Source organism: Micromonospora sp. HUAS YX12, from assembly GCF_040215685.1.
Lineage (GTDB): Bacteria > Actinomycetota > Actinomycetes > Mycobacteriales > Micromonosporaceae > Micromonospora > Micromonospora tulbaghiae.
The window spans coordinates 1,489,117-1,516,110 of record NZ_CP157974.1; the positions used below are offsets into that span (position 1 = coordinate 1,489,117).

The 26,994-nt window shown below is 72.8% G+C and carries 26 protein-coding genes; 10 read left to right on the plus strand and 16 right to left on the minus strand.

The genetic code is table 11. The features are described from left to right. Positions 1-25 precede the first annotated feature (25 nt). The 10 genes from ABIH81_RS07440 to ABIH81_RS07485 form a co-directional block, all read right to left on the minus strand. On the minus strand, positions 26-1,024 hold the full coding sequence (locus tag ABIH81_RS07440; protein ID WP_349881032.1) for a hypothetical protein: 999 nt from the start codon (positions 1,022-1,024) through the stop codon (positions 26-28). 64 nt (positions 1,025-1,088) lie between these two features. Continuing rightward, positions 1,089-2,657, minus strand: coding sequence for a polyamine aminopropyltransferase (locus ABIH81_RS07445; protein WP_349879627.1), 1,569 nt, complete (start codon positions 2,655-2,657; stop codon positions 1,089-1,091). Then, positions 2,654-3,427: a hypothetical protein gene (locus ABIH81_RS07450; protein ID WP_349879628.1), complete on the minus strand. Its 774-nt coding sequence runs from the start codon at positions 3,425-3,427 to the stop codon at positions 2,654-2,656. The genes ABIH81_RS07445 and ABIH81_RS07450 overlap by 4 nt, the downstream gene beginning before the upstream one ends. Next, positions 3,427-3,849 carry a DUF350 domain-containing protein gene (locus ABIH81_RS07455; protein WP_282312062.1) on the minus strand — a complete coding sequence of 141 codons (423 nt, stop codon included), beginning with the start codon at positions 3,847-3,849 and terminating at the stop codon, positions 3,427-3,429. The genes ABIH81_RS07450 and ABIH81_RS07455 overlap by 1 nt, the downstream gene beginning before the upstream one ends. Before the next feature lie 30 nt (positions 3,850-3,879). Further along, positions 3,880-4,305, minus strand: coding sequence for a DUF4247 domain-containing protein (locus ABIH81_RS07460; RefSeq protein WP_349879629.1), 426 nt, complete (start codon positions 4,303-4,305; stop codon positions 3,880-3,882). Continuing rightward, positions 4,302-4,796 (minus strand): DUF2617 family protein, encoded by a 495-nt coding sequence (locus tag ABIH81_RS07465; RefSeq protein ID WP_349879630.1) that lies wholly within the window; start codon positions 4,794-4,796, stop codon positions 4,302-4,304. The genes ABIH81_RS07460 and ABIH81_RS07465 overlap by 4 nt, the downstream gene beginning before the upstream one ends. Position 4,797: 1 nt before the next feature. Further along, a complete protein-coding gene (locus tag ABIH81_RS07470) occupies positions 4,798-5,436 on the minus strand; it encodes a DUF4178 domain-containing protein (RefSeq protein WP_120572374.1) in 639 nt (212 codons plus the stop codon). An 85-nt stretch (positions 5,437-5,521) separates the two neighbouring features. Then, the gene (locus ABIH81_RS07475) at positions 5,522-5,899 is read right to left on the minus strand and encodes a hypothetical protein (RefSeq protein WP_349879631.1); all 378 of its coding nucleotides are present in this window, start codon (positions 5,897-5,899) and stop codon (positions 5,522-5,524) included. Between the two features lie 376 nt (positions 5,900-6,275). Beyond that, complete coding sequence (gene clpB / locus ABIH81_RS07480; RefSeq protein WP_349879632.1) at positions 6,276-8,867, minus strand: ATP-dependent chaperone ClpB; 2,592 nt, start codon at positions 8,865-8,867, stop codon at positions 6,276-6,278. 159 nt (positions 8,868-9,026) lie between these two features. Further along, complete coding sequence (locus ABIH81_RS07485; protein ID WP_349879633.1) at positions 9,027-9,281, minus strand: hypothetical protein; 255 nt, start codon at positions 9,279-9,281, stop codon at positions 9,027-9,029. A 291-nt stretch (positions 9,282-9,572) separates the two neighbouring features. Between ABIH81_RS07485 and ABIH81_RS07490 the strand changes: the two genes are divergently transcribed. The 4 genes from ABIH81_RS07490 (at position 9,573) to ABIH81_RS07505 (ending at position 12,191) form a co-directional block, all read left to right on the plus strand. Continuing rightward, positions 9,573-9,791 (plus strand): winged helix-turn-helix domain-containing protein, encoded by a 219-nt coding sequence (locus ABIH81_RS07490; protein WP_262012805.1) that lies wholly within the window; start codon positions 9,573-9,575, stop codon positions 9,789-9,791. Between the two features lie 81 nt (positions 9,792-9,872). Then, positions 9,873-10,373 (plus strand): cation:proton antiporter regulatory subunit, encoded by a 501-nt coding sequence (locus ABIH81_RS07495; RefSeq protein WP_091416018.1) that lies wholly within the window; start codon positions 9,873-9,875, stop codon positions 10,371-10,373. 5 nt (positions 10,374-10,378) lie between these two features. After that, a complete protein-coding gene (locus ABIH81_RS07500; RefSeq protein WP_349879634.1) occupies positions 10,379-11,596 on the plus strand; it encodes a cation:proton antiporter in 1,218 nt (405 codons plus the stop codon). 166 nt (positions 11,597-11,762) lie between these two features. Next, positions 11,763-12,191, plus strand: coding sequence for a hypothetical protein (locus ABIH81_RS07505; protein ID WP_091413780.1), 429 nt, complete (start codon positions 11,763-11,765; stop codon positions 12,189-12,191). 88 nt (positions 12,192-12,279) lie between these two features. Here ABIH81_RS07505 and ABIH81_RS07510 read toward each other — a convergent pair whose 3' ends face one another. The 5 genes from ABIH81_RS07510 to dnaK all read right to left on the minus strand — a co-directional run bounded on the left by ABIH81_RS07510 (position 12,280) and on the right by dnaK (position 17,033). Next, a complete protein-coding gene (locus ABIH81_RS07510) occupies positions 12,280-12,486 on the minus strand; it encodes a hypothetical protein (protein WP_349879635.1) in 207 nt (68 codons plus the stop codon). A 166-nt stretch (positions 12,487-12,652) separates the two neighbouring features. After that, positions 12,653-13,093, minus strand: coding sequence for a MerR family transcriptional regulator (locus ABIH81_RS07515; protein ID WP_349879636.1), 441 nt, complete (start codon positions 13,091-13,093; stop codon positions 12,653-12,655). Between the two features lie 24 nt (positions 13,094-13,117). Then, positions 13,118-14,305 carry a molecular chaperone DnaJ gene (gene dnaJ, locus ABIH81_RS07520; RefSeq protein ID WP_349879637.1) on the minus strand — a complete coding sequence of 396 codons (1,188 nt, stop codon included), beginning with the start codon at positions 14,303-14,305 and terminating at the stop codon, positions 13,118-13,120. A 79-nt stretch (positions 14,306-14,384) separates the two neighbouring features. Next, positions 14,385-15,122 (minus strand): nucleotide exchange factor GrpE, encoded by a 738-nt coding sequence (gene grpE / locus ABIH81_RS07525; protein ID WP_349879638.1) that lies wholly within the window; start codon positions 15,120-15,122, stop codon positions 14,385-14,387. A gap of 48 nt (positions 15,123-15,170) precedes the next feature. Continuing rightward, positions 15,171-17,033 (minus strand): molecular chaperone DnaK, encoded by a 1,863-nt coding sequence (dnaK, locus tag ABIH81_RS07530; RefSeq protein ID WP_349879639.1) that lies wholly within the window; start codon positions 17,031-17,033, stop codon positions 15,171-15,173. A 210-nt stretch (positions 17,034-17,243) separates the two neighbouring features. Here dnaK and ABIH81_RS07535 point away from each other — a divergent pair, with 210 nt between their 5' ends. Genes ABIH81_RS07535 through ABIH81_RS07545 form a run of 3 tightly spaced genes read left to right on the plus strand, consistent with a single transcriptional unit; the run spans position 17,244 to position 22,033 of the window. Next, positions 17,244-19,058, plus strand: coding sequence for an ABC transporter (locus ABIH81_RS07535; RefSeq protein WP_349879640.1), 1,815 nt, complete (start codon positions 17,244-17,246; stop codon positions 19,056-19,058). Positions 19,059-19,095: 37 nt separating this feature from the next. Next, complete coding sequence (locus ABIH81_RS07540) at positions 19,096-20,754, plus strand: GTPase (RefSeq protein ID WP_349881033.1); 1,659 nt, start codon at positions 19,096-19,098, stop codon at positions 20,752-20,754. 52 nt (positions 20,755-20,806) lie between these two features. Beyond that, positions 20,807-22,033: a hypothetical protein gene (locus ABIH81_RS07545; protein ID WP_349879641.1), complete on the plus strand. Its 1,227-nt coding sequence runs from the start codon at positions 20,807-20,809 to the stop codon at positions 22,031-22,033. Here ABIH81_RS07545 and ABIH81_RS07550 read toward each other — a convergent pair. Beyond that, positions 22,030-22,776 (minus strand): hypothetical protein, encoded by a 747-nt coding sequence (locus ABIH81_RS07550; protein ID WP_349879642.1) that lies wholly within the window; start codon positions 22,774-22,776, stop codon positions 22,030-22,032. The genes ABIH81_RS07545 and ABIH81_RS07550 overlap by 4 nt on opposite strands. Before the next feature lie 487 nt (positions 22,777-23,263). Between ABIH81_RS07550 and pdhA the strand changes: the two genes are divergently transcribed. From pdhA to ABIH81_RS07565, 3 genes are read left to right on the plus strand one after another with little or no spacing between them, the layout of a single operon-like run. After that, positions 23,264-24,442 (plus strand): pyruvate dehydrogenase (acetyl-transferring) E1 component subunit alpha, encoded by a 1,179-nt coding sequence (gene pdhA, locus ABIH81_RS07555; protein WP_349879643.1) that lies wholly within the window; start codon positions 23,264-23,266, stop codon positions 24,440-24,442. Then, the gene (locus ABIH81_RS07560) at positions 24,442-25,431 is read left to right on the plus strand and encodes an alpha-ketoacid dehydrogenase subunit beta (RefSeq protein WP_260036515.1); all 990 of its coding nucleotides are present in this window, start codon (positions 24,442-24,444) and stop codon (positions 25,429-25,431) included. Before pdhA ends, ABIH81_RS07560 begins: the two co-directional genes overlap by 1 nt. A 5-nt stretch (positions 25,432-25,436) precedes the next feature. Continuing rightward, positions 25,437-26,930 (plus strand): dihydrolipoamide acetyltransferase family protein, encoded by a 1,494-nt coding sequence (locus ABIH81_RS07565; protein ID WP_349881034.1) that lies wholly within the window; start codon positions 25,437-25,439, stop codon positions 26,928-26,930. Positions 26,931-26,994 lie beyond the last annotated feature (64 nt).

Here is a 26,994-nt window from a genome sequence, read left to right on the forward strand (position 1 = left end):
CACCAGCTCAGCACGCCGGAACGGCTCACCTCTCGGCGGCGCGCCGCAACCGGCGGTGCTCGGCGGTGACCACGCCGAGCAGCGCGAGATCGAGCGCGACGGCGGAGACCGCGCCGAACTGGTTCACAGTGAAGTTGAAGACCTGCCCGAACAGCAGGTCGACGAGCAGCGCCAGCTTGAACAGGCGGAACGCCTCGGCCCGGTTGCGGCGCAGCAGCCAGGCGGCCCACAGACCGAGCACGGCGGTGAACAGCGCGGTGGCGCTGACGCCGAGCACCGCGCCCCACTCCCGTTCCTGGTCCAGCTTCCCGGTCACGCCGTCGACGAACACCGCGACCACCGTGAGCACCGGCTCCACCACCAGGTAGGCCACCACCGGCCAGACCAGCCAGCGGCGCCCGGCCGCCCAGACGGCGAGGCGCCGGGCCCGGTCCGCCGCCCGCTGCCAGCGCGGCACCGGCGGCGGTTCCCGGTGGGGTACCGCGTCCAGCAGGTGCGCCATCGCCGTCTCGGTGGCCGGTCCGGTGCCCTGCACGAGCCGCAGCACGGCGATCCGGCGGCGGTCGGTGAGCCCGCCCGGCAGGCCGCTGAGCACCATGTCCAGCGCGTTCGCGGTGCGCTCGGCCGGGGTCAGCCGGGACCGGCCGGTGCGTCCGCGTACCGCCTGGATGAGCAGGACCAGCAGCGCGAACGCGACATAGATGATGGCGGCGGCGGGAGCGTAGAAGTAGTCGGTGCCGGTGGTGACGAACTTGCCCACCTCGTCGATGAACAGCCCGAACCCGATGCCGCCGACGACCGCACCGCCGGTACGGGCGCCGCCGCCGAGGAAGACGAGCGGGATGCCCAGGCCGACGGCGAGCAGCAGGCCGCCCCAGAGGACGTGCGCGATGTGCAGCCCGCCGCCACCGAGCTGCGGATAACCGGTGGCCTGCAGGTACGCCCGCACGGCCAGCACGGTGACCACGCCGGAGAGCACGAACGCCTGGAGGTAGGACGCCGCCTCGACCGCCCGGGTCGGCAGCCGGCGGACCAGCCAGCCGAGGCCCGGTCGGTGGCGCGGCGATTCGGGTGGCATGTCCCGAAACCTAGTAGCCGCGCCACTCCTCGCGGGCGTAGTCCAGCACCCTCGGTCGCAACAGCGTGGAGGCCGGCACGTCGAGCCGGGCCCGGTCGGCGGGGAACGTGCCGGCGGCGGCCAGCACCTCCGGGGTGAGGAAACGCAGCGGCGGCGGATCGGCCGGCAGCGCCAGCTCCGGCGCGACGTCGCCCGGCGCGGCGAGCACGTACCCCCAGTCGCCGAAGCTCGGCACGTCGACGTGGTACGGCACGGTGGCGAAGCCCGCCTCGCGTACCGACCGCTCGATCGACCAGTACGACCGGGGCGCGAAGTAGGGCGACCCGGACTGCACGACGAGCCGCCCGCCGGGGGCCAGCACCGGCCGGATCAGCGTGTAGAACTCGATCGTGTAGAGCTTCGCGGTGGCCGTCTCGTCCGGGTCGGGCAGGTCGGCGATCACCACGTCGAAGCGGTCGGTGGCGGTACGCAGCCAGGCGAACGCGTCCAGGTTGAGCACCCGTACCCGGGGGTCGGTGAGCGACTCCCGGTTCAGCTCACGCAGCCGCGGCTCGCGGCTGGCCAGCTCGACCACGGCCGGGTCGAGGTCGACGAGCGTCACCGAGCGCACGTCCGGGTACTTGAGGATCTCCCGCGCGGCCAGCCCGTCCCCGGCGCCGAGCACCAGCACGTCGCCGTGCGCCCCGCGCATCGCCGGGTGCACGAGCGCCTCGTGGTAGCGGTACTCGTCGATCGAGCTGAACTGGAGGTCGCCGTTGAGGAACAGCCGCAGGTCGGTGTCGGAGTGGCCGGGCTCGCGCACCGAGCGGGTCAGCACGATCTCCTGGTAGCGGCTGCGCTCGGCGTGCACCACCGGGTCGCGGTAGAGCTGCTGACGCGCGGTCACCTCGAAGTCGTGGGCGGTCACCCACGCGTACCCGAGAAGCAGGCCGACCACGACGGTGGCCGCGCCCAGCGCGGCCCGCGCCCGGCGGCCGAGTTCGGCGCGGAACACGGTGAAGACGAGCACCACGCCAGCGACCGCGTTCACCGCGCCCACCACGAGCGCGCCCTTGAGCTGACCGAAGACCGGGATCAGCAGGAACGGGAAGGCCAGCCCGCCGAGCAGCGCGCCCACGTAGTCGGCGGCGAACAGGTCGGCCACCGCGCTGCCCGCGGACTGCTCCCGGATGCGTTGCAGCATCACCATGAGCAGCGGGATCTCCGCGCCGATCAGCAGGCCGAGCACGAACGCGGTGCCGACGAGCGCCGGGCCGTACAGGTCGAGCCAGGCGAACGCGGCGTAGAGACCGAGCACGGAGAGGCCGCCGAGCAGCGCCAGCGTCAACTCGATCACCGCGAACGAGACCACCGCGCGGGACTGCAACGGCTTCGCCACCAGCGCGCCGATGCCCATCGCGAAGACCATCACGCCGAGCACGATCGACGCCTGGCCGACCGTGTCGCCGATCAGGTAGCTGCCGAGCGCGACCAGCGCCAGCTCGTACACCAGGCCGCAGGCCGCGCACACGAAGACCGCGAGCAGGACCGCCGCGCGGGCCAGGCGCCACCGCGGCCGTGCGGCCACGTCGACGGTCACCGTCTGCTCCGGGTACGTCCGGCGGCTCCCGCCCCGGCGCGCTGCGCGGGCACCCGTACCCGGTGGTTGCGGCGCTGGCGCACGCCCACGGCGAGGAACAGCGCGGCCAGCAGGAACAGGCCGGCGGAGCTGAGCACGTAGATCCACCGGTCCCGCCAGAAGTCGTTGCCGGCGTCCGGCAGCGGGGCGGCCGCGGTGGACGGCGCGGCGGTGGGCGTCGCGGCCGGCCCGGCGAGCCCGCGCTCGGCGGCGAGCAGCGGCAGGATCGTGGCGGCCCGGGTGACGGCCCAGCCCGGGTCGTCGACGAACGCCTCCTCGTCCAGCCCGAAGCGGCCCAGGCGGGTCTCGATCGCGGCGAGGTCGGCGAACTCGATGTCGTCCGAGCCCTTGATCCGGATCGTGGCGGAGTCCTCCGACTCGCTGCTCGACGAGGTGTACCTGACGTTGGCGGAGACCGCGATCCAGCGCGCGCAGCCGGGAGCGTCGACGACGCTGGTGCCGTCGCCGAGGTTGGAGCCGACGCTCACCTCGTCGTACACGTCGAGCAGTTCCCAGCCGTAGCAGATGCCCTGGCTGTCGGCGGCGGCCCGGAGGATCGGCACGGTGCCGGACCGCTCGTCGGCCGCCGGGGCGGGGACCGAGGTGTCCGAGTCGCCGCTGAACACGCCGATGGCGCAGACGACGACCACGACCCCCACGACCACGGACCAGATCACCGTCTGCGTGCGCTTGTCCTTCCCCGCCGAACGCGGTGCGGGCTTGCCGCTCATCAGATGATCGCGGCCGCGATGATGGCGCCGGTGGCGAGGTGCACGGTGGCGGAGACCCACACCGCCGGGTGCGGCTCCGGGTCCACGAGCAGCTCACCGAGCTTGCCCGGGGTGGCCACGTCGAGCAGCACGAACGCCGCCGCCATGATCACCAGACCGAGGATGCCGTACGCGGCGGCGCCGACCAGCCCCAGCGTGAAGTCGTCGTCGCTGGCCACGATCGCGGCGACCACGATCGTGCCGACCCCGAGCAGGTTGGACGAGAGCAGCAGCGCCGCGTTGCGGTTGCGCTCGGTCCAGATCAGCTCGTGGAGCTTGCCGGGGGTGGCCAGGTCGACCAGGACGTAGCCGATCGCCATCAGGACGACGCCGACCGCGCCGTAGGCGAGGGTGATCAGCAGGTCGGTGACGAGATGTTGCACAGGAGACTCCAGGGTGAGGGGTCGGAGGGGCTACTTGCCGGAACCGGGGCCGCCGCCCCGGACCGTGCTGCCTCGGCCCCAGCCCCAGCTGTTGCCGACGACGCCGTGGTACCGGGGGTAGGCGGTGGTCATCTTCTCCAGCAGGATCACCGAGCCGACGGCGAGCGGGAGGATGACCACCGAGTCGTCGTCGTAGCGCAGGTAGACGCCGCTGCCGTCGACGTACTGGTCGGCCGGCTTCCAGGCGTCGGTGATCTGCTTGGACACCTCGCTCGGCGCCTTGTTCGAGGTGTACGCGATCGCGTTCGAGCCGATGTCCCGCCCGGAGGCGCGGGAGAATTGGTCCTCCACGTAGCCCCGGGGCGAGAAGTTGCCGTAGAAGATCGTGAAGGCGGCGATGAGCGCCCCGATGACGGCGACCGCCACGCCCACCACGAACCACCGTCGGTACGTCACAGCTCCTCCACCACGGTCTCGGTCAGGACCAGCTCGTTGGTCTGCGGGTAGGCGTGCCAGGTGCGCCAGGCGAGCGCGCCGTCCGGCGGACCGGGCCGGACGGAGAGCGCGGTGACCGCGTCCTCGTCGCCGGGGAAGACCCCGATCAGCGCGTACGGGTCGCCCGCCAGCTCGGCGCGCAGCGCCGCGACCCGGGTACGCAGGCCGTCGCCCTCCGGCCGGAGCACCGTGGCGAGGAACCGGTAGCCGGCCGTCTCGTCGTGCAGCGTGCCCGGCAGGTGCGGCGGGCGGCCGGGCAGGCAGGCGACCGTCTCGGTGAGCGTGCCGAGCACGACCTGGTGGGAGGCGCCGAGCAGGCGCAGCCGCAGCCGGGGCAGGCCGGGCAGGTCGATGTCGCGTACGGCCAGCGCCGGCAGCTCCGGGCCGCCGAGGGCCAGGCTCAGGTCGGCGGCGCTGGTGTCGACGTAGGGCGCGTCCAGGCAGACGAGCACGTCAGCGCACCGTGTCCGGGCCGCCCTGCGGGTAGATCATCACTTCGGCACGACGCAGCTCCTCGCCGAGGTTGACCTCCCAGCCGGCCTCCCCGTACGCCTCGAACGACAGCCGAGCGCCACCGGGCGCCTGGTAGTCGTAGTAGCGCATGGTGCCGTGCGGGTCGAGGCCGGTGCCCTCGGTGGCGGTGTACCGGGCCTGGCCCGACTCGTCCCAGTTGTAGCGGCGGCCGGCCATCTCCAGCGTCGGGGCGCCCGGCGTCACGGTGGCCCCCGGCTCACTGGTCCAGAGCACCATCTCCAGGTCCGGGTCGGTCTCGACGGAGAGCCAGCGCTTCACCCCGCCCGCGTCGTCGAGCAGGTGCTCGGCCCAGCTCCACCCGCCCTCGACCAGGTGCACCGAGCCGCGCACGGTGTACGGCACCGTGCGGATCTCGACGATGTCACCGGGCTTGAGCGCGCGCGGGTCACCACGCAGCGCGTCGGCGTCCCGGTCCCGGAACGGGTCACCCGGCGCCGCCTTCGTCTTCGGGCGGGACGCGGACCGGGACTTCCGCACCGCGATCACGGCGATCACCACACCGGCCACCCCGACCAGGCACCCCAGCGTGGTCACCACGTACGCCAACGAACCGTTCACGACCGCCTCCCCCAACGTGCTCGGCGGGAACGGTAACAACCGCACGCACGCCTCCTGAAGTCCTGTTCGCTGAGTGTGCGCTCAGTTACTGGTCGCCGCCGGCGAGCCGGTCGGTCGCGTATTCGCCCAGCGTGGCGCGGCCCATGAGGCAGCCGGAGAACGTGGTGAACTCGCCGTCCTCGCCGCGCAGCCGCGCCCAGGCGTCCCTCCCGGCGGCTGGGTCGACCGTCTCCAGCAACGTCGCCGCGTACGCCCGGCCGGCCGGCGAACCCTTGCGGAGCAACCTGTCGATCCGCTTGCGGGCCGCCTCCGGGTGCTCCCGCAACCCCTGTTCCAGCGTCCGGTACGCCTCGGTCGCGGGCAGGATCTGCCCCGCCAGCCCGACCCCGCCGAAGGCGAGGGTGTCCGCGCCGTCGAGTTCCCGCACGGCCGCGTCCAGTTCCCGTTCCCAGCTCCCGCTCATGCCCCACTATGTGCCCACCCCACCAACCCCTCACCCCCCGCAGTTAAGGAAGGGCCCCCTCTTAACGCCTCCGGTAGAGGAAGGGCCCCTTGTTAACACCCACGGCGCGCAGCACCACCGGCACGCCGGTCGGCGCGGCCGGTGACCACCCGGCCCCGGTCCGCCGTTCCCTCCCGCCCCGGCCCTCGCCCCGGCCCTCGCCCCGGCCCTCCCCGGTGATCAAGGAGTTTGTGTCCTCTGGATGCTCCGGCGGGGACACAAACTCCTTGATCACCGCTGCGGCGCGGGCAGGTGCGGGCGGGGACGGGGCTGGGGGACGGGGCGGGGACGGCGAAGGCCCGGCCGGGATGGCCGGGCCTTCGCGGGGTGGTGCGGGTCAGGCGGCGGTTACCGCCAGGGACTCCTTGGAGTCGGACAGGTCGATGCGGACCGTGTCGCCGTCGCGGATCTCACCGGCCAGCAGCGCCTTCGCGAGCTGGTCGCCGATCGCCGACTGCACCAGCCGGCGCAGCGGCCGGGCGCCGTAGATCGGGTCGTACCCGTGCTCGGCCAGCCAGGTGCGTGCGGAGTCGCTGACGTCCAGCGCCAACCGGCGGTCCGCAAGACGGGTTCTCATCCGGTCGAGCTGGATGTCCACGATCGACCGCAGGTCCTCGCCCTGAAGCGCGGCGAACACCACGATGTCGTCGAGCCGGTTGAGGAACTCCGGCTTGAAGTGCGACCGGACCACCGCGAGCACACCCTCCCGGCGCTCGTTCTCGGTGAGCGTCAGGTCGCTGATCACCGACGAGCCCAGGTTCGAGGTGAGGATCAGGATCGCGTTGCGGAAGTCCACGGTACGGCCCTGACCGTCGGTGAGCCGGCCGTCGTCGAGCACCTGCAGCAGTACGTCGAAGACGTCCGGGTGGGCCTTCTCCACCTCGTCCAGCAGGATCACCGAGTACGGCCGCCGGCGCACCGCCTCGGTGAGCTGGCCGCCCTCCTCGTAGCCGACGTAACCGGGCGGGGCGCCGACCAGGCGGGCCACCGAGTGCTTCTCGCCGTACTCGCTCATGTCGATGCGGACCATGGCCCGCTCGTCGTCGAAGAGGAACTCGGCGAGCGCCTTGGCCAGCTCGGTCTTGCCGACGCCGGTCGGGCCGAGGAACAGGAAGCTGCCGGTGGGGCGGTCCGGGTCGGCGACGCCGGCCCGGGCGCGGCGGACCGCGTCGGAGACCGCGCCGACCGCCTCGGCCTGGCCGACCACGCGGCCGCGCAGCGACTCCTCCATCCGCAGCAGCTTGGCGGTCTCGCCTTCGAGCAGCCGCCCGGCGGGGATGCCGGTCCAGGAGGCGACCACGGCGGCGATGTCGTCCGCGCCGACCTCCTCCTTGAGCATCGCGCCGTCGGCCTGGAGCCGGGCCAGCTCCTCCTCGGCCTGCTTCAGCTCGGTCCGCAGCGCGGGGATCCGGCCGTACCGCAGCTCGGCGGCGCGTTCCAGCTCGCCGTCGCGCTCGGCCCGCTCGGCCTCACCACCGAGGCGCTCCAGCTCCTCCTTGGCGGTGGAGAGCTTGGTGATGTGGCTCTTCTCGGTCTGCCAGCGCTCGGAGAGCGCGGTGAGCTGCTCGCGCTTGTCGGCCAGCTCCTTGCGCAGCCGCTCCAGGCGCTCGGCGGACGCGGCGTCCGGCTCCTTGGCCAGCGCCATCTCCTCGATCTCCAGCCGGCGTACCGCCCGCTCGATCTCGTCCACCTCGACCGGGCGCGAGTCGATCTCCATGCGCAGCCGGGACGCGGACTCGTCCACCAGGTCGATCGCCTTGTCCGGCAGGAACCGGTCGGTGATGTACCGGTCGGAGAGCGCGGCGGCGGCCACCAGCGCGGCGTCGGTGATCCGTACGCCGTGGTGCACCTCGTAGCGCTCCTTGAGCCCGCGCAGGATGCCGATGGTGTCCTCGATGGTCGGCTCGCCGACCAGCACCGGCTGGAAGCGGCGCTCCAGGGCCGGGTCCTTCTCGATGTGCTCGCGGTACTCGTCGAGCGTGGTCGCGCCGACCATCCGCAGCTCACCGCGGGCCAGCATCGGCTTGAGCATGTTGCCGGCGTCCATCGAGCCCTCGCCCTTGCCCGCGCCGACCACCGTGTGCAGCTCGTCCAGGAACGTGATGACCTGGCCGTCGGAGTTCTTGATCTCCTCCAGCACGGACTTCAGCCGCTCCTCGAACTGACCCCGGTACGACGCGCCGGCGACCATCGCGCCGAGGTCGAGCGAGACCAGCTTCTTGTCCCGCAGCGACTCCGGCACGTCGCCGGCCACGATCCGCTGGGCCAGGCCCTCCACGATCGCGGTCTTGCCCACGCCCGGCTCGCCGATCAGCACCGGGTTGTTCTTCGTACGCCGGGACAGCACCTGGATCACCCGGCGGATCTCCGAGTCCCGGCCGATCACCGGGTCGATCTTGCCGTCGCGGGCGCTGGCGGTGAGGTCCACGCCGTACTTGGCCAGGGCCTGGTAGGTCTGCTCCGGGTCGGCGGTGGTGACCCGGCGGTCCCCGCCGCGGACGGTCGGGAACGCGGCGACCAGGTTCTCCTCGGTGGCGCCGGAGTTCTTCAGCGCGACCGAGACCGCGCCGCCGACCCGGGCCAGCCCGGCCAGCAGGTGCTCGGTGGAGGTGTACTCGTCGCCCAGCGGTCGCGCGATCTGCTCGGCGGCGCCGATGGCGTTGACGAACTCGCGGGCCAGCGTCGGCTCGGCGATGCTCGACCCGCGCGCGGCGGGCAGCGCGTCGACCGAACGCTGGGCGACGCGGCGTACCTCGGCGGGGTCGGCCCCGACGGCGCGCAGCAGGCCCGCGGCGGTCGAGCCCTCGGTGTCCAGCAGTGACAGCAGCAGGTGCCAGGGCTCCACGGTGGCGTGACCGCGCTGGTTCGCCAGCGCGACGGCACCGGTGATGGCTTCGCGGCTCTTGGTGGTGAGACGTTCCGTGTTCATGGGCTCCCCCGGATCGGCGTGTCCACTGGACATGACACAACCAGAGTTGAGTCTATTCCGCTCAACTCCACCCCTGTGACCTGAGTCACCCTCCTCCGAACCAGCCGGAAAGATCTTGGTACGAAACGGCCCTCGGAGGGGCCCTTTCGTACCAAGATCTCAGCGACGCGGGAGGCGCGCGACGCAAGGGGTCTCGTGGTCGGCGCGCAGCACGCAACGCCGGCCGCCGTCCAGCTTGCGGTTGCAGAAAACCCAATGGCGTACGGCCTGGTCGTCCTCGGCCGAGACGGTGATCCCGCCCAACTCCACCACCGCGAGGAACGCCAACGACCGCCCGGCCGTGCGACCGAGCATCTTCGCCCGGGCCAGGTCGGCCGCGCGCACCGGCAGATGGATCACGTACCGCCCGGTCACGGCCGCCCGGCCAGGTCACGCATCGACGGAGCCTGCCGGGACTGCCACTCGGAACACTTCGGACGTATTCGCAGGAGATTGCGCACGACGCTGTCCCTTCTCGCGGAGGACGGGGGGTCGGGACGAGCCACGGGGATGCCCGCCCCGACCCGGGAAAGCTCCAGGTGCCATCCGGGAGCGTTCGTCAGCAACGTACAATTGGTACCAGTTGTAGGTCAACGACCGACCCACAATTGCTTGAGGTTGGAGGTGGTTGCATGGTCGAATGGGCGTGCCATCCGGGGAGTGTGTATGCCCAAGCAGCAGTACCAAGTGCTCGCAGACGAACTGAAGAGCAAGATCGATTCGGGAGAGTGGCCACCCGGCACCAAGCTGCCGAGCCGCGCCCAACTGTGCAAGGAGTACGCCGTCTCCGACACCGTCGTCGGCAAGGCGATGATGATCCTGCGCGCGACCGGCCTCACCGAAACGCTTGAAGGTGTCGGCGTGTTCGTAGCCGAACGGGACTAGACAAGCCGCCCGAGCCGCATCGACCAGTCTGTAGTTCGGCCCCGGAAGCGGCAGGTGCGCGCCCGGAGTAGCCTCACCCGCGTGCGAGTACGTGTCGAACAGACTGCCCTGCCCGGGATCGGCGTACGTCATGATCTGATGACGGAGTCCGGCCGCCGGCTCGGCGTGGTCTCTCACCGCAATGGCCGTCGCGACCTGGTCCTCTACGACCCGGACGATCCCGACTCCTGCCAACACGACATACCCCTGACCGACGACGAGGCGGAGGCGCTCGCCGACATCCTCGGCGCGTCGCTGATGCTGGGTCAGCTCTCCGGGCTGCGCGAGCAGGCCGCCGGGCTGCTGACCGAGCAGATCGCCATCCCGGCGGGGTCGAAGTACGTCGGCAAGCGGCTCGCGGACACCAAGGCACGCACCCGGACCAGCGCGTCGATCGTGGCCGTGCTGCGTCAGGGCGCGGTGAACGTCTCGCCCGATCCCACCTTCCGGTTCGAGGCCGGCGATGTGGTCGTCGTGGTCGGTACCCGTCAGGGGCTCGACGGCGTGACCGCGATCCTCGCCGAGACCGATCCGGACGGCTGACGCGTATGCACGAAACCACAATCCTGCTCATCGAGGTCGGTGCGCTGCTGCTCCTGCTCGGCCTGCTCGGCCGGCTGAGCCGTCGCTTCGGCGTGTCGCCCATCCCGCTGTACCTGCTCGCCGGCCTGGCGTTCGGGCACGGTGGTCTGCTGCCGCTCAACGCCAGCGAGGAGTTCTTCGCCGTCGGCGCCGAGATCGGCGTGATCCTGCTGCTGGTCATGCTCGGCCTGGAGTACAGCGCCAACGAGCTGGTGGGCAACCTCCGCTCGGCCGCGCCGGCCGGCTTGATCGACGCGGTGTTCAACGCGCTGCCCGGTTTCGCCTTCGCGCTCCTGCTCGGCTGGGGCTGGGTGGCGGCGGTGGTGCTCGCGGGCGTGACCTGGGTGTCGTCGTCCGGCGTGATCGCCAAGGTGCTCGGCGACCTGGGCCGGGTCGGTAACCGGGAGACCCCGGTGATCCTCTCCGTCCTGGTGATCGAGGACCTGGCGATGGCCCTCTACCTGCCGCTGGTCACCGCGCTGCTCGCCGGGGTCGGCCTGGTCAAGGGCGGCATCGCACTCGCCGTCGCGGTGTTCACCGTGGTCGTCGTACTGGCCGTGGCCATCCGGTACGGCCACCTGATCTCCGCCGCGCTCTCCGCCAAGGATCCGGAGGCGCTGCTGCTCGGGGTGCTCGGCCTGACCCTGCTGGTCGCCGGTCTCGCGGCCAAGCTCCAGGTGTCCGCGGCGGTCGGCGCGTTCCTGGTGGGCATCGCGCTGTCCGGGCCGGTGGCGCACCACGCCACCGAGCTGCTCTCCCCGCTGCGTGATCTGTTCGCCGCGGTCTTCTTCGTGTTCTTCGGGCTGGTGACCAACCCGCTGGACATGCCGCCGGTGCTGCTGCCCGCGCTGCTGCTCGCAGTGGTGACCATGGCGACGAAGGTGGCCACCGGCTACCTGGCCGCCCGCCGGGCCGGAATCGCCGAGCCCGGACGCTGGCGGGCCGGACTGGCGCTGACCCCGCGCGGCGAGTTCTCCATCGTCATCGCCGGGCTGGCCGTCGCGGCCATCTACCCGGTCGAGCCGAAGCTCGCCGCGCTCGCCACCGCGTACGTGTTGATCACGGTGGTGACCGGGCCGCTGCTCGCCCGCCTGCCCGACACCCCGTGGTTCAAGCAGTGGCTGCGCAGCCGCGCCGCCGCCGCACGGCCGCCCGCGCCGCTGCCCCTGGGCTCCGGCGACTGACTCGGTGCCGGGCCGGATCAGCCGCGGGGCAGATCCGGCCCGGCGTTGTCAAATTGAGCCCGGGAAGGTCTACCACTGCTCCCTCCAACCGCGTTAACGTTTCGGCCCAGCAGCCAGGGTCCGCGGGTGGCCTGCGCCCCCGCCAGCGCAAGCGGAAGGTCGGCCGGTGAGCGTGCAGGAAGAGACGTTCCACGGCTTCGCCAACCCGGTCGATCCCTCGCCCGCCGAACTCCGGGCGTGGGCCTATCAACCGGATTCGGTGCCGCTGACCTCGATGCCGCCCGACTGGGATCTGCTGGTCGCCGGTGACCATCTGGTGCAGACGCTGTTCGATCTGGCGATGGACCAGGGCTGCCCGGCGCGGCGGTTCACGCTGCACTGCCTCTACATCTACGCCGCCGACGGCATCCGGACGAACTTCCGCGCCCATCCCAAGCGCCGATTCCGCAAGCTGGTCGAGCAGGCCGAGAAGTCCGGCGACGACCTGATGCGCAACTGGGCGCACAACAGCCGGGTGCTGCTCGCCCGGCCGGATCTCTTCGTCTACCGGGACTGGTGCGAGGGCGGCCTGGTCCGCGAGAACCGCCGCCTCTGACGGCCCGCCACCTCGAACGCCTCGCCACCTCGAAACGGCGAACGGGCCGGGATCCCCCGTGGATCCCGGCCCGCACGTCGGCGGATCGTCAGGTCGACCCGCCCTGCTTCTTGCGCCGCTCGTCGTCCCGCGCCCGGTCCACGCCGTGGTCCGTCTGGTCGGCGAAGCGCCCTTCCTTGATCTTGTCGGTGAAGCGTCCCTCGGTGACCCGGTCGAACCGCTCGCGGACGTTCTCGGCCACCTTCTCCAGCCGTTCCTCCGCGCGCTCCGCCACCTTCTTCGCCGGTTCCGTCATGACTCCCCCCGCCAGCCCGGAATCCGCTTTGAGGGCTTTTGCCCCTGCGGAGAAGCCTAGTTGACCCCACCCAGCCGTACCCCGCTTTCCCCTGACCCGCCCGGGGAACGACGAAGGCCGGCGCGGCCCCGGGGGAGCGGGGCCGCGCCGGCCTTCCGGTACGAGGTCAGCGGTCGGGAACGCGGCGCGGACGCCAGACGACGAGCGCGGTGGACGTGCGGTTGGTGGGCACGAGATCGCCGCGGGGGAAGCCGCCGAGCGACTCCAGTTCGGCGATCCGCCGGTACGCGGCGTCCAGTTCCGCCTCCAGCCGGGCCACCCGCTGCTGCGCCTCTTCGAGCAGCCGCTCCAACCCGATGATCCGCTTGACCCCGGCCAGGTTGATCCCGTCGTCCTGGCTGAGTCGCTGCACCTCGCGGAGCAGCACCACGTCCCGGACGCTGTACCGGCGACCGCCGCCGGACGCCCGGCCGGCCTGCACCAGGCCCAGCCGGTCGTACTGGCGCAGCGTCTGGGGGTGCATCCCCGCCATCCGCGCGGCCACCGAGATCATCAAGACCTTGGCCTCGTAGGCCGGGTCACCCGAGCCGACGTACTCCTCCGACATGCCCGCTCACCTCCGCTGCCGCCGTCAACTGAACCGACGTACCCGCGCGTCGAGATGTTCCCGCGCGGCGGGCGGGGTCTGCGCCGCGAAGGTCTCCAGCGCCGCCCGCGCCTCGTCCGACACCTTCGCCGGGACCACCACGTCGAGCGTGACCAGCAGGTCACCGGCGCGGCCGTCCTTGCGTACGACGCCCTTGCCGCGGGCGCGCAGCACCCGCCCGCTGGGCGTACCCGGTGGCACCCGCAGGGTCACCGTCCCGTCCAGGGTCGGTACGCGCAGGTCCGTGCCGAGAACCGCCTCGGCGTACGTGATCGGGACGTTCAGGGTCAGGTCGTCCCCGGTACGCCCGAACAGCTCGTCCGGGCGAACCTTCACCTGTACGAACAGGTCGCCCGCCGGACCGCCCCGCTCGCCGGGCTCGCCCCGGCCGGCCAGGCGGATCCGCTGCCCGTCGGCCACACCGGCCGGGAAGCGCACGTTCAGCGTGCGGGTCTTGGTGACCCCGCCGGTGCCGTGGCACTCCGGGCACTTCTCCTCGACGATCGTGCCGACGCCCTGGCAGTTGCGGCACGGCTCGGAGAAGCTGAACGACCCCTGGTTGCGGGTGGTCACCCCGGCGCCGTGGCAGGCCGGGCAGGCCACCGGCTGGGTGCCGGGCTTCGCGCCGTTGCCGTGGCAGGTGTCGCAGACCCCGGGGGCGCGCAGCGTCAGCGGCAGCGTGACGCCGCGTACCGCGTCTTCGAAGTCGAGCGCCACCTCGGTCTCGACGTCCCGGCCGCGGGCCGGGCCGCGCGGACGGGCCGGGCCACCGCCGCCCCCGCCACCGGAGAAGATCGAGCTGAACAGGTCGGTGAAGCCGCCGCCGCTGAACCGGTTGTCGCCACCGCCGGCGCCGCCGCCGAACAGGTCGGAGACGTCGAACGGCATGCCGCCCGGCTGGCCCGCGCCGCGGGCGCTGCGCCGGAAGGCGCCGGAGCCGAACAGCGAGCGCATCTCGTCGTACTCGCGGCGCTTCTTCTCGTCACCGAGCACCGCGTACGCCTCGGAGACGGTCTTGAACCGCTCCTCGGCGCCGGTGTCGCCGGGGTTGTGGTCCGGGTGCGACTCCCGGGCCAACTTGCGGTACGCCTTCTTGATCTCGTCCGAGGAGGCGGACTTGTCCACGCCCAACGCGGCGTAGTAGTCCTTCTCGATCCAGTCCTTGGAACTCACCGGTCCACCCCCTTCCACGGGTCGAATCCCGGTCGTCCCGCCCGCCCGGTGCGGGCGGGCGGGACGCCACGGGTCGGCACTACTCCGGGTCCGCGACCGCGACCATGGCGGGCCGCAGCAGCCGCTCGCCGAGCTGGTAACCGCGCCGCATGACCTGTACGCAGGTCGGCTCCGTCACGTCGGCGGAGGTCTGGTGCGCCACCGCCTCGTGCCGGGTCGGGTCGAACGGGTCACCCGTCTCACCGAACGCGGTCAGGCCGAACTTGGCGAGCGCGCCGGTGAGCTGCTCGGCCACGCTGCCGAACGGGCCCACCAGGTCGCCGTGCTCGCGGGCCCGGTCCAGGTCGTCGAGGATCGGCAGCAGCGCGGTGAGCACCGCCCCGGTGGCCTGCTCCTGCACCAGGTTGCGGTCCCGGTCGACCCGCTTGCGGTAGTTGGCGTACTCCGCGGTCACCCGCTGGAGGTCGCGGGTGCGCTCCTCCAGGTCGGTGCGGAGCGACTCCAGCTCGGCGCCGAGCGGCGCGTCCGGGCCGGTCCCGCCGTTCGGCTCGGCGGGCGAGTCGACCACGGCCGGACCGTTGACCTCGGCCTCGCCGCCGATCTCGTCGACCACGACCTCGGCCTCCTCGACCAGCCCTTCGGCGGGCGCGTCGGTGGCCGCGTCGGCCGCCGAGGCGTCGTTCGCCGGCTGCTCGGTCACCTTGCCGAGCTTGCGCTTGTCGCGGATGACGACCCGGGGTTCGTCGCCGGTGTCCTTGCCGGCGCCCGGCGCCGACCCGGTGGCACCCGGGTCGGCCGCTCGTGGCTTGTCCGTCATGCGGTTACCTCATCCCTCTGCCGTGCGAATCGTGTCCGGGACCGGATGTCACTTCTTGTCCTCGTCCACGATCTCCGCGTCGACCACGTCGTCGTCGCCGCCGGCCTTCGGGCCACCGGCCGCACCCGCGCCGGCACCCGGCCCGGCCGCGCCCGGGGCGGCCTGCTCGCCCTCCTGCTGCTGGGTGTAGAGCAGCGAGCCCGCCTGCTGGGAGACCTGCGCCAGCTTCTCGTGCGCGGACTTGATCTTCTCGATGTCCTGCCCGCCGAGGGCGCTGCGCAGCTCGCCGAGCGCCTCGTTGAGCTGGTCGCGGTTCTCGCTGGGCAGCTTGTCGCCGCTCTCGGCGAGGAACTTCTCGGTCTGCCACTGGAGCGCCTCGGCCACGTTGCGGGTCTCGGCCTCCTCACGGCGGCGCTTGTCCTCGTCGGCGTGCTCCTCGGCGTCCCGGCGCATCCGCTCGATGTCGTCCTTCGGCAGCGAGGAGCCGCCGGTGATCGTCATCTTCTGCTCCTTGCCGGTGCCCAGGTCCTTGGCGTGCACGTTCACGATGCCGTTGGCGTCGATGTCGAACGTGACCTCGATCTGCGGCACGCCGCGCGGGGCCGGCGGGAGACCGGTCAGCTCGAAGGTGCCGAGCTTCTTGTTGTAGGCGGCGATGTCCCGCTCGCCCTGGAACACCTGGATCAGCACCGACGGCTGGTTGTCGTCGGCGGTGGTGAACACCTCGGAGCGCTTGGTCGGGATGGTGGTGTTGCGCTCGATGAGCTTGGTGAAGATGCCGCCCTTGGTCTCGATGCCCAGGCTCAGCGGGGTCACGTCGAGCAGCAGGACGTCCTTGACCTCGCCCTTGAGCACACCGGCCTGGAGGGCGGCGCCGACGGCGACGACCTCGTCCGGGTTGACGCCCTTGTTCGGGTCGCGGCCGGTGAGCTGCTTGACCAGGTCGGTCACGGCCGGCATGCGGGTCGAGCCGCCGACCAGGATGACGTGGTCGACGTCGGAGATCTTGATGCCGGCGTCCTTGACGGCCTGCTCGAACGGGCCCTTGCAGCGGTCCAGCAGGTCCTGCGTCATGCGCTGGAACTCGGCGCGGCTGAGCGTCACGTCCAGGTGCAGCGGGCCGGCCGAACCGGCGGTGATGTACGGCAGGTTGATGTTGCTGGTGGTGGCGGCGGACAGCTCGATCTTGGCCTTCTCGGCCGCCTCCTTGAGCCGCTGCATGGCCATCTTGTCCTGCGAGAGGTCGATGCCGTGCTCGCCACGGAACGTCTTCACCAGGTGGTCGATGATGCGCTGGTCCCAGTCGTCACCACCGAGCTGGTTGTCACCGCTGGTGGACTTGACCTCCACCACGCCCTCGGCCAGCTCCAGCAGCGACACGTCGAAGGTGCCGCCACCGAGGTCGAAGACCAGGACGGTCTGCTCCTTGGAGCCCTTGTCCAGGCCGTACGCCAGGGCCGCCGCGGTCGGCTCGTTCACGATCCGCAGCACGTTGAAGCCGGCGATCTCACCGGCCTCCTTGGTGGCCTGGCGCTGCCCGTCGTTGAAGTAGGCCGGGACGGTGATCACCGCGTCGGTGATCTGCTCGCCCAGGTACGCCTCGGCGTCCCGCTTGAGCTTCATCAGCGTGCGCGCCGAGATCTCCTGCGGGGTGTACTTCTTGCCGTCGATGTCGACGGTCCAGTTGGTGCCGATCTCACGCTTGACCGACCGGATGGTCCGGTCGGGGTTGGTCACCGCCTGGCGCTTGGCGACCTCACCGACGAGCACCTCGCCGTTGCGGGCGAACGCGACGATCGAGGGAGTCGTACGCGAGCCCTCGGCGTTGGCGATGACGGTGGGCTCACCGCCCTCGAGAACGCTGACGCAGGAGTTCGTCGTGCCGAGGTCGATGCCGACCGCACGTGCCATGTTCGCTTCCTCGCTTCGTAACGGGTGAGCAGGTCAGACGGCCTGCCCGGCGGGTCGCCCGGAAGCGACCGCGCCATAAGTTGAGTGAACTTGACTCAATAGTGCCACGCGATCGCCAATCCGCAAGTCGAGGTTGAGCCGACCCGGCGCAACCCGACCGTTACTACTGTCCGGTTGTCTTACCTTGCGTTGGTCGGGCACGCTTTAGCGGTGACGACGCATGGCGATTCCGCCACCCGTGCCGGCGCGCCCGCCGTCGCAGCCCGCACCGGAGCCACCACGGGCGACGACCAGCCTGCTCACGCCGCCGACGGCCTGCCCGCCGCGCTCACCGGCCTGCGCGCGGCGATCGGTGCGGCCCGCTTCCCGCTCGCCCTGCCCTCGGCCGAGCCGGCCCGGCACGCCGCCACGAGCCTCACCGACCAGCTCGACGACTACCTGCTGCCCCGGCTGGCCCGGCTCGACGCGCCGCTCCTGGTGGTCGTCGGCGGCTCCACCGGCGCCGGCAAGTCGACGCTCGTCAACAGCCTGGTCCAGGCGCGGGTCAGCGCGGCGGGCGTGCTCCGCCCCACCACCCGCTCCCCGGTGCTGGTGTGCAGCCCGACCGACGCGGCCTGGTTCCGGCAGGGCGAGCTGCTGCCCGGCCTGACCCGGACCACCGAGCCCAGCGAGCAGCCGGGCACCCTGCACCTGGTCACCGCACCGGCGCTGCCGCCCGGCCTGGCCTTCCTCGACGCGCCCGACATCGACTCGGTGGTCGACGCCAACCGGGCCCTCGCCGGTCAGCTGCTCGCCGCCGCCGACCTCTGGCTGTTCGTCACCACCGCCGCCCGGTACGCCGACGCCGTCCCCTGGGAACTGCTGCGCAGCGCCCGCGCCCGGGGCACCGCCGTGGCGATGGTGCTGGACCGGGTACCCCCGGAGGCCGTCGACGAGATCGCCGCCCACCTGTCCGAGATGCTCGCCGAGCAGGAGCTGGGCGCCTCGCCGCTGTTCGTGCTGCCGGAGACCTGGGTGGACGGGCAGGGGCTGCTGCCGGACCGGATCACCGCGCCACTGAGCGACTGGTTCGCCCGGCTCGCCGCCGACGCCGAGGCCCGCGCCGCTGTGGTCCGGCAGACGCTCGACGGCGCGCTCGCCGCGCTGCACCCGGTCGTCGAGGCGCTGGCCGAGGCCGCCGACGAGCAGGTCACCGCCGCCGACGCGCTGGACGAGCGGGTCCAGGCCGCGTACCGGAGCGCGGAGCGGAGCGTCGACCAGGGGCTCAAGGACGGCCGGCTGCTGCGCGGCGAGGTGCTGGCCCGCTGGCAGGAGTTCATCGGCACCGGCGACTTCTTCCGTGGGCTGGAGGCCCGCATCGGGCGGCTGCGCGACCGGGTGGTCGCGGCGGTCACCGGGCGGCCCGCTCCCGCCGCGGAACTGCGTACCGCGATCGAGTCCCAGCTCGTCACGCTGCTACGCGGGGTGGCCGCCGAGGCGGCGGAGAACGCGTACACCGGCTGGAAGGCGCACCCCGCGGGCGCGGCGCTGCTGGAGCCGGACCTGGCCCACCCCTCGGCCGACCTGCCGGAGCGGGCCGAGCAGCTGGTCCGCGACTGGCAGCGCGGCGTGCTGGAGCTGGTCCGGGTCGAGGGCGGCGACCGGCGGTTCGTGGCCCGCACGGCCGCGTACGCGGTGAACGCCACCGGCCTCGCCGTCATGATCGGCGTGTTCGCCTCCACCGCGTTCGTCCCCACCGGGCTGGAGGTCGCCGCGGGCACCGGTACGGCGGTGGCCGGGCAGACCGTGCTCCAGGCGATCTTCGGCGACCAGGCGGTCCGCAACCTGGCCCGCAAGGCCCGCGTCGACCTGCTCGACCGGGTCGGCAAGCTGCTGGCCGAGGAGGCCGCGCGTTACCTGAGCCGCACCGAGGCCGCGCGCCCGGCCGACAACGCCGGTGCGGCGCTGCGCTGGGCCGCCGTCGAGGTCGAGCGGGCCCGGCACCGCAGCGGCCTGTTCCCGGCCCCCGGACAGGAACGCCCGTGAGCGCGAGGAAGGCACCGTGAGCAACATCGTGGGACGGATGCGCGAGGCGATTCGGGGTGAGCAGCGGGTCGACCCGGACACCCTGATCGAACGGCTGACCGCGATCCAGCGGTTCCTCGGCGCGGTGGACGGCCACGTGCCCGACGCCCAGCTCGTCGCCGCGCACACCGTGGTCGAGCGCGCGGGTGACCGGCTCGCGCTCTCCGGCCGGCACACGGTGGTCGCGCTCGCCGGCGCGACCGGCAGCGGCAAGTCGAGCCTGTTCAACTCGCTGGCGCGGCTCGACCTCTCGCCGGTGGGCGTACGCCGGCCGACGACGGGTGTCGCGCACGCCTGCGTGTGGGGCCCGCTCGACGGCGCGGTCCGGCTGCTCGACTGGGTCGGGGTGCTGCCCCGGCACCGGTTCGTCCGGGAGAGCCCGCTGGACGGCGACGACGAGTCGAACCTGCACGGCCTCGTCCTGCTCGACCTGCCCGACTTCGACTCGGTGCAGCACGGCCACCGGCTGGAGGTCGACCGCCTGCTCGGCCTGGTCGACCTCGTGGTCTGGGTGGTCGACCCGCAGAAGTACGCCGACCGCGTGATCCACACCAGCTACCTGCGCGAGTTCCACCGGCACAAGGACGTCACGGTCGTGGTGCTCAACCAGGCCGATCGGCTGCACCCGACCGAGCTGCCGAAGGTCCTCGACGACCTCCGCCGGCTGCTCGACGCCGACGGGCTGGGCGGGGTGCCGCTGCTGCCGACCGTCGCGGTGGACCCGAACGGCCTGGACGGGCTGCGGGCCGAGCTGGAGCGTACGGTCGCCGAACGGCAGGCCGCCCTGCGCCGGCTCTCCGGCGACGTGGACGCCGTGGTGGCCGATCTCGAACCGCTCGTGGGGCCGGAACCGCCGCGCACCCGGCCCGGTGACGCCTCCGCGCAGGAGCTGACCCGGGCACTCGCCGGGGCGGCCGGGGTGCCGACCGTCGCGGCGGCGGTCGAGGGCGCGTACCGGCACCGGGCGGTCGGCAACACCGGCTGGCCGATGCTGCGGAGCTGGCGCAAGCTGCGGCCGGATCCGCTGCGCCGGTTGCACCTTTCCGGGCGCGATCCGGACGCGCCGGCGGAGAGCCTGGTCGCGGCCACCTCCGTACCCGATCCGACAGCCGCGCAGCGCTCGGCGCTGACGCTGGCGATCCGCGCGGTGGCCGACCGGTCCGGCGCCGGGCTGCCGGCGCCGTGGCCGGCCGCGGTGACCGCCGCGGCCCGGGCCCGCGAGGCCGACCTGCCGGGCGCGCTCGACCACGCGGTCGCCGCGACCGACCTGGGCATGGACCGGCGTCCCGCCTGGTGGCGGGTGGTGGGCGTGATCCAGTGGGTGGTCACCCTCGCCGCGCTGGCCGGCCTGGCCTGGCTGGTCCTGGGGTACGCGCTGCGCCTGCTCGGCCTGCCGGAGCTGGAACACCCGACGCTCGGTGTGGTGCCCTGGCCCACCGTCCTGCTGCTCGGTGGCCTGCTGGCCGGGCTGCTCGTCGCGGCGGTCACCCGGCCGGTGGTCGGGTGGGCCGCCCGGCGGGCCCGGCGGCGGGCCGAGGAGCGCCTGCTCACGTCGGTGGGCAGCGTCGGGGAGAAGTACGTGCTGGATCCGGTCTGGGCGGTGCTGGCGCGCTACGGCACGGCCCGGGACGCGCTGCGCGAGGCGGGCCGGCGCTGAACCCGGCGTGCTGACCGGTGTGGGGGCGGCCGGCGCGGCGTAGGGTCGATGCATGGCCACGCCACAGACCCCCTACGACGCGGTGCTGCACGCCGCGCGCGACGTGACGAGGCTCGACTCGGCCCTGGACGCGGAGATGCTCGGCGCCGCGTTGCTGGGCAGCGTCTACGCCGTCGCGGAGCACGACCGGGAACAGGCCGTCCGCGAGTTCGTCACCGGCTTCCTCGCCGCCACGTCCCGGCGCCGCAGCGCCGCCGCGACCACACTGCGGGCCGTCTTCGCCGCCCTGGTGCCCGACGCCGAGGGCGCCGCCCGGGTCCGGCCCGGCGCGCACGCCCCGTCGTGGGCCGGCCAGCTCGGCCGGGTGCGCGTCACCGGCGCCTGGGCCTACGGCGACGTGTACGGCGACCAGACCTCCTACCTCGCCACGTTCGCGTACGACGACGAGGAGGAGGGCGGCCCGGAGCACGCCCTGGTGGCCCTCGTCGACCACAACATCGGCATCACCAAGGACGTGTTCGTCGGCGGCCCGGCCGGACGGATCGTCGAGCAGGCCCGGGAGATCTGCACCGAGGACGAGTTCACCTGGTTCCGCACCGAGGACCCGGCCCGGATGCACGCCGAGGTGAGCCGCCACCTGGCGGTCACCGACGACCTCGCCGAGCTGCCCGCACAGGGCTCGCTCGCCACCGACCGGGCGCTCGTGGGCGCCCGGCTCGCCGTACTGCCGGGGCCCACCCCGCCGGCCGGTCCGGCGGTCGTGCCGCCGCCCACCGACGAGGAGCGCACCCGCCTGGTGCGCGCCTTCCTCGACTCGCCCGAGGCGGCCCGGTTCGGCCTGCCCGAGGTGGCCGACGGCGAGCTGGCCTCGCTGCACTTCTGCCTCGGCCTGCTGCTGGACCACGCGGCCGGCTTCCCGGACGCCGACCCGATGCGGTGGAGCCCGATGGTCGCCGAGCTGTTCCTGCTCGACTGGGTGCACCGCCGGGCCGTGCTGGACATGGACGACGCGGCGATGCTGCCCCGGGTGCTGCGCGCGTGGGCGGCGTACGCGGCCCGGCAGCGCGGGCTGTCGCAGCCGGCCGCCGCCCGGACGGACGAGGCGATCACCGAGATGGTCCCCGAGTTCGCACGGCTCTACACCACCGGTGAGCGCCGCAGTCCGGCCACCGCGGCGGTGGCCCAGCTCATGGCGGACGGGGTGGACCCGGACGACCCGGAGGCGCTGAACGCCTGGATCGAGGCGAACCGCCACCGCCTCACCGACGACCCGGCCTAGGCATTCGCGCCCCGCATCGACGTGGCGGACGGCCCGGCGGAAACCGACGGGTCGGCGGGACCGGACGGGTCGGCGGGACTCGACGGGTCGGCGGGACCGGACGGATCCGATGGGCCGGACGGCTCGGACGAACCCGCCGAGGGCGTCGGCTCGGCGGTCGTGACGGACGGCTCGGGGCTCGGGCTCGGGCTCGGGCTCGGTTCGGGCGTACCCGGATCCGACGGCGACGGCGACGGCGACGGTGAGGGCACCGGCGACGGGCGCGGCGGGCGGACCGGGGTGGGCCGGACCGGCGCGGACGGCGGCGGGGGCGCGGCGACCGGGCGGGACCGGTGCCGGTCACCGAGGTCGCTGTCGTCGGGCAGGGCCGGTGCCGCCGGGAGCACCGGCCGGGCCGGGGGCACCGAGGTCACGTCGACGGCGGGGGTGGGCGTGGACGGCGCCGGGGCCCGGGTGCCCTGGGGCATCGGGATGACCACCGGACCGACCGAGGGGGTCGGCAGGAACGGCGTGCTGGTGTCGGGGAGGGCGCTGTTGCCGACGGTGGCCGACCCGCTGCTGATCGCGGCCAGGATCGGCATCGACGCGGTGCCGGCGAGCAACGCCACGGTGAGCAGATAGCCCCGGCTGGGACCACCCGTCCCGGCGCGGTGCGCGCCCACGACCCGGCGGTACGGGGAGGCGGGCAGCGCCCGGTGCCGGCCGAGGAAGGGCGTACCGGGCGGACCCTCTGGTTCGGACACCGGCACACTCCTCACGCACGGACGGGACGGGAGAGCACGCGCGGATATTAGGACAAATGCCGCGCGGAGGCTCATCGCCAGCTTGACCCAGTGACGCTCAGTTCACCAGCCGCAACCGCGTGTCGACACACATTTTGTACGTCGGCCGCACCAGCCACTGCGGACAAAAGGCCATATCCGTCATTAACCCGATGGAACCTCACCGGCGAGGGAGGCCATACTGTGGGCCCGCTCACCTCCTCTGCAATCATTCAGACACGACGGCAACGCAGCCGCCACCTCCGCGTACCCCGCGGCTGGTGCGGAACGGCGCCGGCGCTCCCGGGCCTGGGTCTGTCCCCGACCGACTCCGGCTCACGCCGCGCGGCAACCCCTACCGGGGTCAGGCGCGGTCGCCAGGGACCGACCCGGCACCAGCCGGGCGGGCGCACGAGGTGCTCGGCTCGGGTAACCCCCGGCGCCGGCGCAGACAGACAGGGAGAGACGGATGGCAAAGGGCGACCCCGGGGCCGCCACCCGCAGCAAGCGGGCCGCACCCCGCACCAGACGCGCCGCCGCGACCGGTGAACCGGAACTCGTACAGCTGCTGACCCCCGAAGGTGAGCGGATCGAGAGCGCGCTCGGCCCGGACGGGACCGAGTACCGCGTCGACTTCACCGACGAGGAGTACCGCGGGCTCTACCGCGACCTCGTGCTGGTCCGCAAGCTGGACGCCGAGGCCACCGCCCTGCAGCGCCAGGGCGAACTGGGACTGTGGGCCAGCCTGCTGGGCCAGGAGGCCGCGCAGGTCGGCTCCGGCCGGGCACTGCGTAAGCAGGACATGGCCTTCCCGACCTACCGCGAGCACGGCGTGCTCTACTGCCGCGGCATCGACCCGATCATGCCGCTGGGCCTGTTCCGCGGCGTCGACCAGGGCGGCTGGGATCCGAACGAGTTCAAGTTCAACATGTACACGATCGTCATCGGGGCGCAGACCCTGCACGCGACCGGGTACGCCATGGGTGTCGCCATGGACGGCAAGACCGGCGGCGAGGACGGCGAGGCGGTCATCGCCTACTTCGGCGACGGCGCCACCAGCCAGGGCGACGTCAACGAGTCGTTCGTCTGGGCCAGCGTCTTCAACGCCCCGCTGGTGTTCTTCTGCCAGAACAACCAGTACGCCATCTCCGAGCCGCTGGAGCGGCAGACCCGCGTGCCGCTGTACCGGCGGGCCGGCGGGTTCGGCTTCCCCGGCGTCCGGGTGGACGGCAACGACGTGCTCGCGTCGTACGCGGTGACCCGGCACGCGCTGGACAACGCGCGCAACGGCCAGGGCCCGAGCCTGATCGAGGCGTACACCTACCGGATGGGCGCGCACACCACCTCCGACGACCCGACCCGCTACCGCATCGCCAGCGAGGTCGAGGCGTGGCAGGCCAAGGATCCGATCGCCCGGATGAAGGCGTTCCTGACCAAGCAGAAGATCGCCGACGAGTCGTTCTTCGCCGAGGTCGACGAGCAGGCCCGCGCCGAGTCGGTGCACCTGCGCGAGCGGGTGCTCGACATGCCCGACCCGCAGCCGGTCAGCATGTTCGACCACGTCTACCCCAACGGCTCTCCCGAGCTGGACGAGCAGCGGGCCCGGTTCACGCAGTACATGGAGTCCTTCGAGGGGAGCGCGCACTGATGGCCACGGAGACGCTCACCCTCGGCAAGGCGCTCAACACCGGCCTGCGGCGGGCCCTGGAGAACGACCCCAAGGTCGTCATCATGGGCGAGGACGTCGGCAAGCTCGGCGGCGTGTTCCGGATCACCGACGGCCTCCAGAAGGACTTCGGCGACCAACGCGTGATCGACACCCCGCTGGCCGAGTCCGGCATCATCGGCACCGCTGTCGGCCTGGCGATCCGCGGCTTCCGGCCGGTCTGCGAGATCCAGTTCGACGGCTTCGTCTACCCCGCGTACGACCAGATCGTGTCGCAGGTGGCGAAGATGCACTACCGCTCGCAGGGCAAGGTGCGGATCCCGATGGTCATCCGTATCCCGTTCGGCGGCGGCATCGGCGCGGTCGAGCACCACTCCGAGTCGCCCGAGGCGTACTTCGCGCACACCGCCGGTCTCAAGGTGGTGAGCTGCGCGAACCCGCAGGACGCGTACGTCATGATCCAGCAGGCGATCGCGTCGGACGACCCGATCGTGTTCCTGGAGCCGAAGCGGCGCTACTGGGAGAAGGGTCCGGTGGACCTGGACGCGCCGATCGCCGACGCGTACCCGCTGCACTCGGCCCGGGTCGCGCGGCCCGGCACCGACGCGACGGTGCTCGCGTACGGCCCGATGGTGCGTACCGCGCTCGACGCGGCGACCGCCGCCGCCGAGGACGGCCGTGAGCTGGAGGTCATCGACCTGCGCACGCTCTCGCCGCTGGACCTGACCGCCGCGTACGAGTCGGTGCGGCGCACCGGCCGCTGCGTGGTGGTGCACGAGGCCCCGGGCAACCTGGGTCTCGGGTCGGAGATCGCGGCCCGGATCACCGAGGAGTGCTTCTACTCCCTGGAGTCCCCGGTGCTGCGGGTGACCGGCTTCGACACCCCCTACCCGGCCGCCCGGGTGGAGGAGGAGTACCTGCCCGACCTGGACCGGGTGCTCGACGCCGTCGACCGCACGTTCGGCTGGTGAGCGGCATGTCCCGGATCAAGGAGTTCAACCTTCCCGACCTGGGCGAGGGCCTGACCGAGGGCGAGATCCTCGCGTGGCTGGTCAAGGTCGGCGACGACATCGAGCTGAACCAGCCGATCGTCGAGGTGGAGACCGCCAAGGCGGCGGTCGAGATCCCGGCGAAGTGGGCCGGCCGGGTGCAGGCGATCTTCCACCCGGAGGGGTCCACGGTCGAGGTCGGCGTGCCGATCATCGCGATCGACACCGACCCGGGCGCCGGGCCGATCGAGGAGTCGACGACCGCCGCCCCGGCGTCGGCGCTGCCCGCCCCGTCGGCCGCGTCGCTGGCCGCGGTGCAGGTCGCGCCCGCCGAGGGCATGGTCGAGCCGGGCCTGATCGGTGGCGCGGCGCCGGGCGGGCGTACCGCGGTGCTGGTCGGCTACGGCCCGCGCAACGCCCCGGCCAAGCGCCGCCCGCGCAAGGGCGACGTGCCGGCCGCGGCACCGGCTCAGGCCGCCGCTCCGGTGGCACCCGCGCCTGTCGCGCCCGCGCCGGTGGCGCCCGCGCCGGCGCCGGCGCCGGCGCCGGCGCCGGCGCCGGCGGTCAACGGCAACGGCCGGGTCTCCGGCCCGGTGCTGGCCAAGCCGCCGGTCCGCAAGCTGGCGAAGGATCTCGGCATCGACCTGGCCACGCTGACCGGCTCGGGTCCGCTCGGCTCGATCACCCGTGAGGACGTACAGCGGGCGGCGAGCGCGACCCCGGCGGCGGCCGGGCCGCTGACGGTCGCGGCACCGGCCGTGCCGGCCGCGAGCTTCGGCGCCGACCGCGAGCAGCGCATCCCGGTCAAGGGGGTACGCAAACTCACTGCGGAGAACATGTCCCGCTCGGCGTTCACCGCCCCGCACGTGACGGAGTTCCTGACCGTCGACGTGACCCGGGCGATGAAGGCGCTGGACCGGCTCCGCGACCGGCGCGAGTGGCGCGACGTGCGGGTCTCGCCGCTGCTGCTTGTCGCCAAGGCGGTGCTGCTGGCGGTCAAGCGGCACCCGATGGTCAACTCGACCTGGGCCGGCGACGAGATCGTGGTGAAGGAGTACGTCAACCTCGGTATCGCGGCGGCCACCGAGCGCGGCCTGATCGTGCCGAACATCAAGGACGCCGGGCGGCTCTCGCTGCGCGAGCTGGCGGACGCGATGACGGATCTGGTGCAGACCGCGAAGTCGGGGAAGACCTCCCCGGCGGACATGTCCGGCGGCACGCTCACCATCACCAACGTCGGCGTCTTCGGCGTCGACACCGGTACGCCGATCCTGCCCCCGGGCGAGTCGGCGATCCTCGCCTTCGGCGCGGTACGGGAGCAGCCGTGGGTGCACAAGGGCAAGGTGAAGCCGCGCCTGGTGACCACGCTGGGCCTGTCCTTCGACCACCGGATCATCGACGGTGAGCTGGGCTCGAAGTTCCTCCGCGACATCGGGGACTTCCTGGCCGACCCGGAGGCGGCGCTGCTCGCCTGGACCTGACGCACCACGCTCCGGTCACGGCCGGTGTGCCACGGGTGAACGCCCGGCACACCGGCCGTGACCT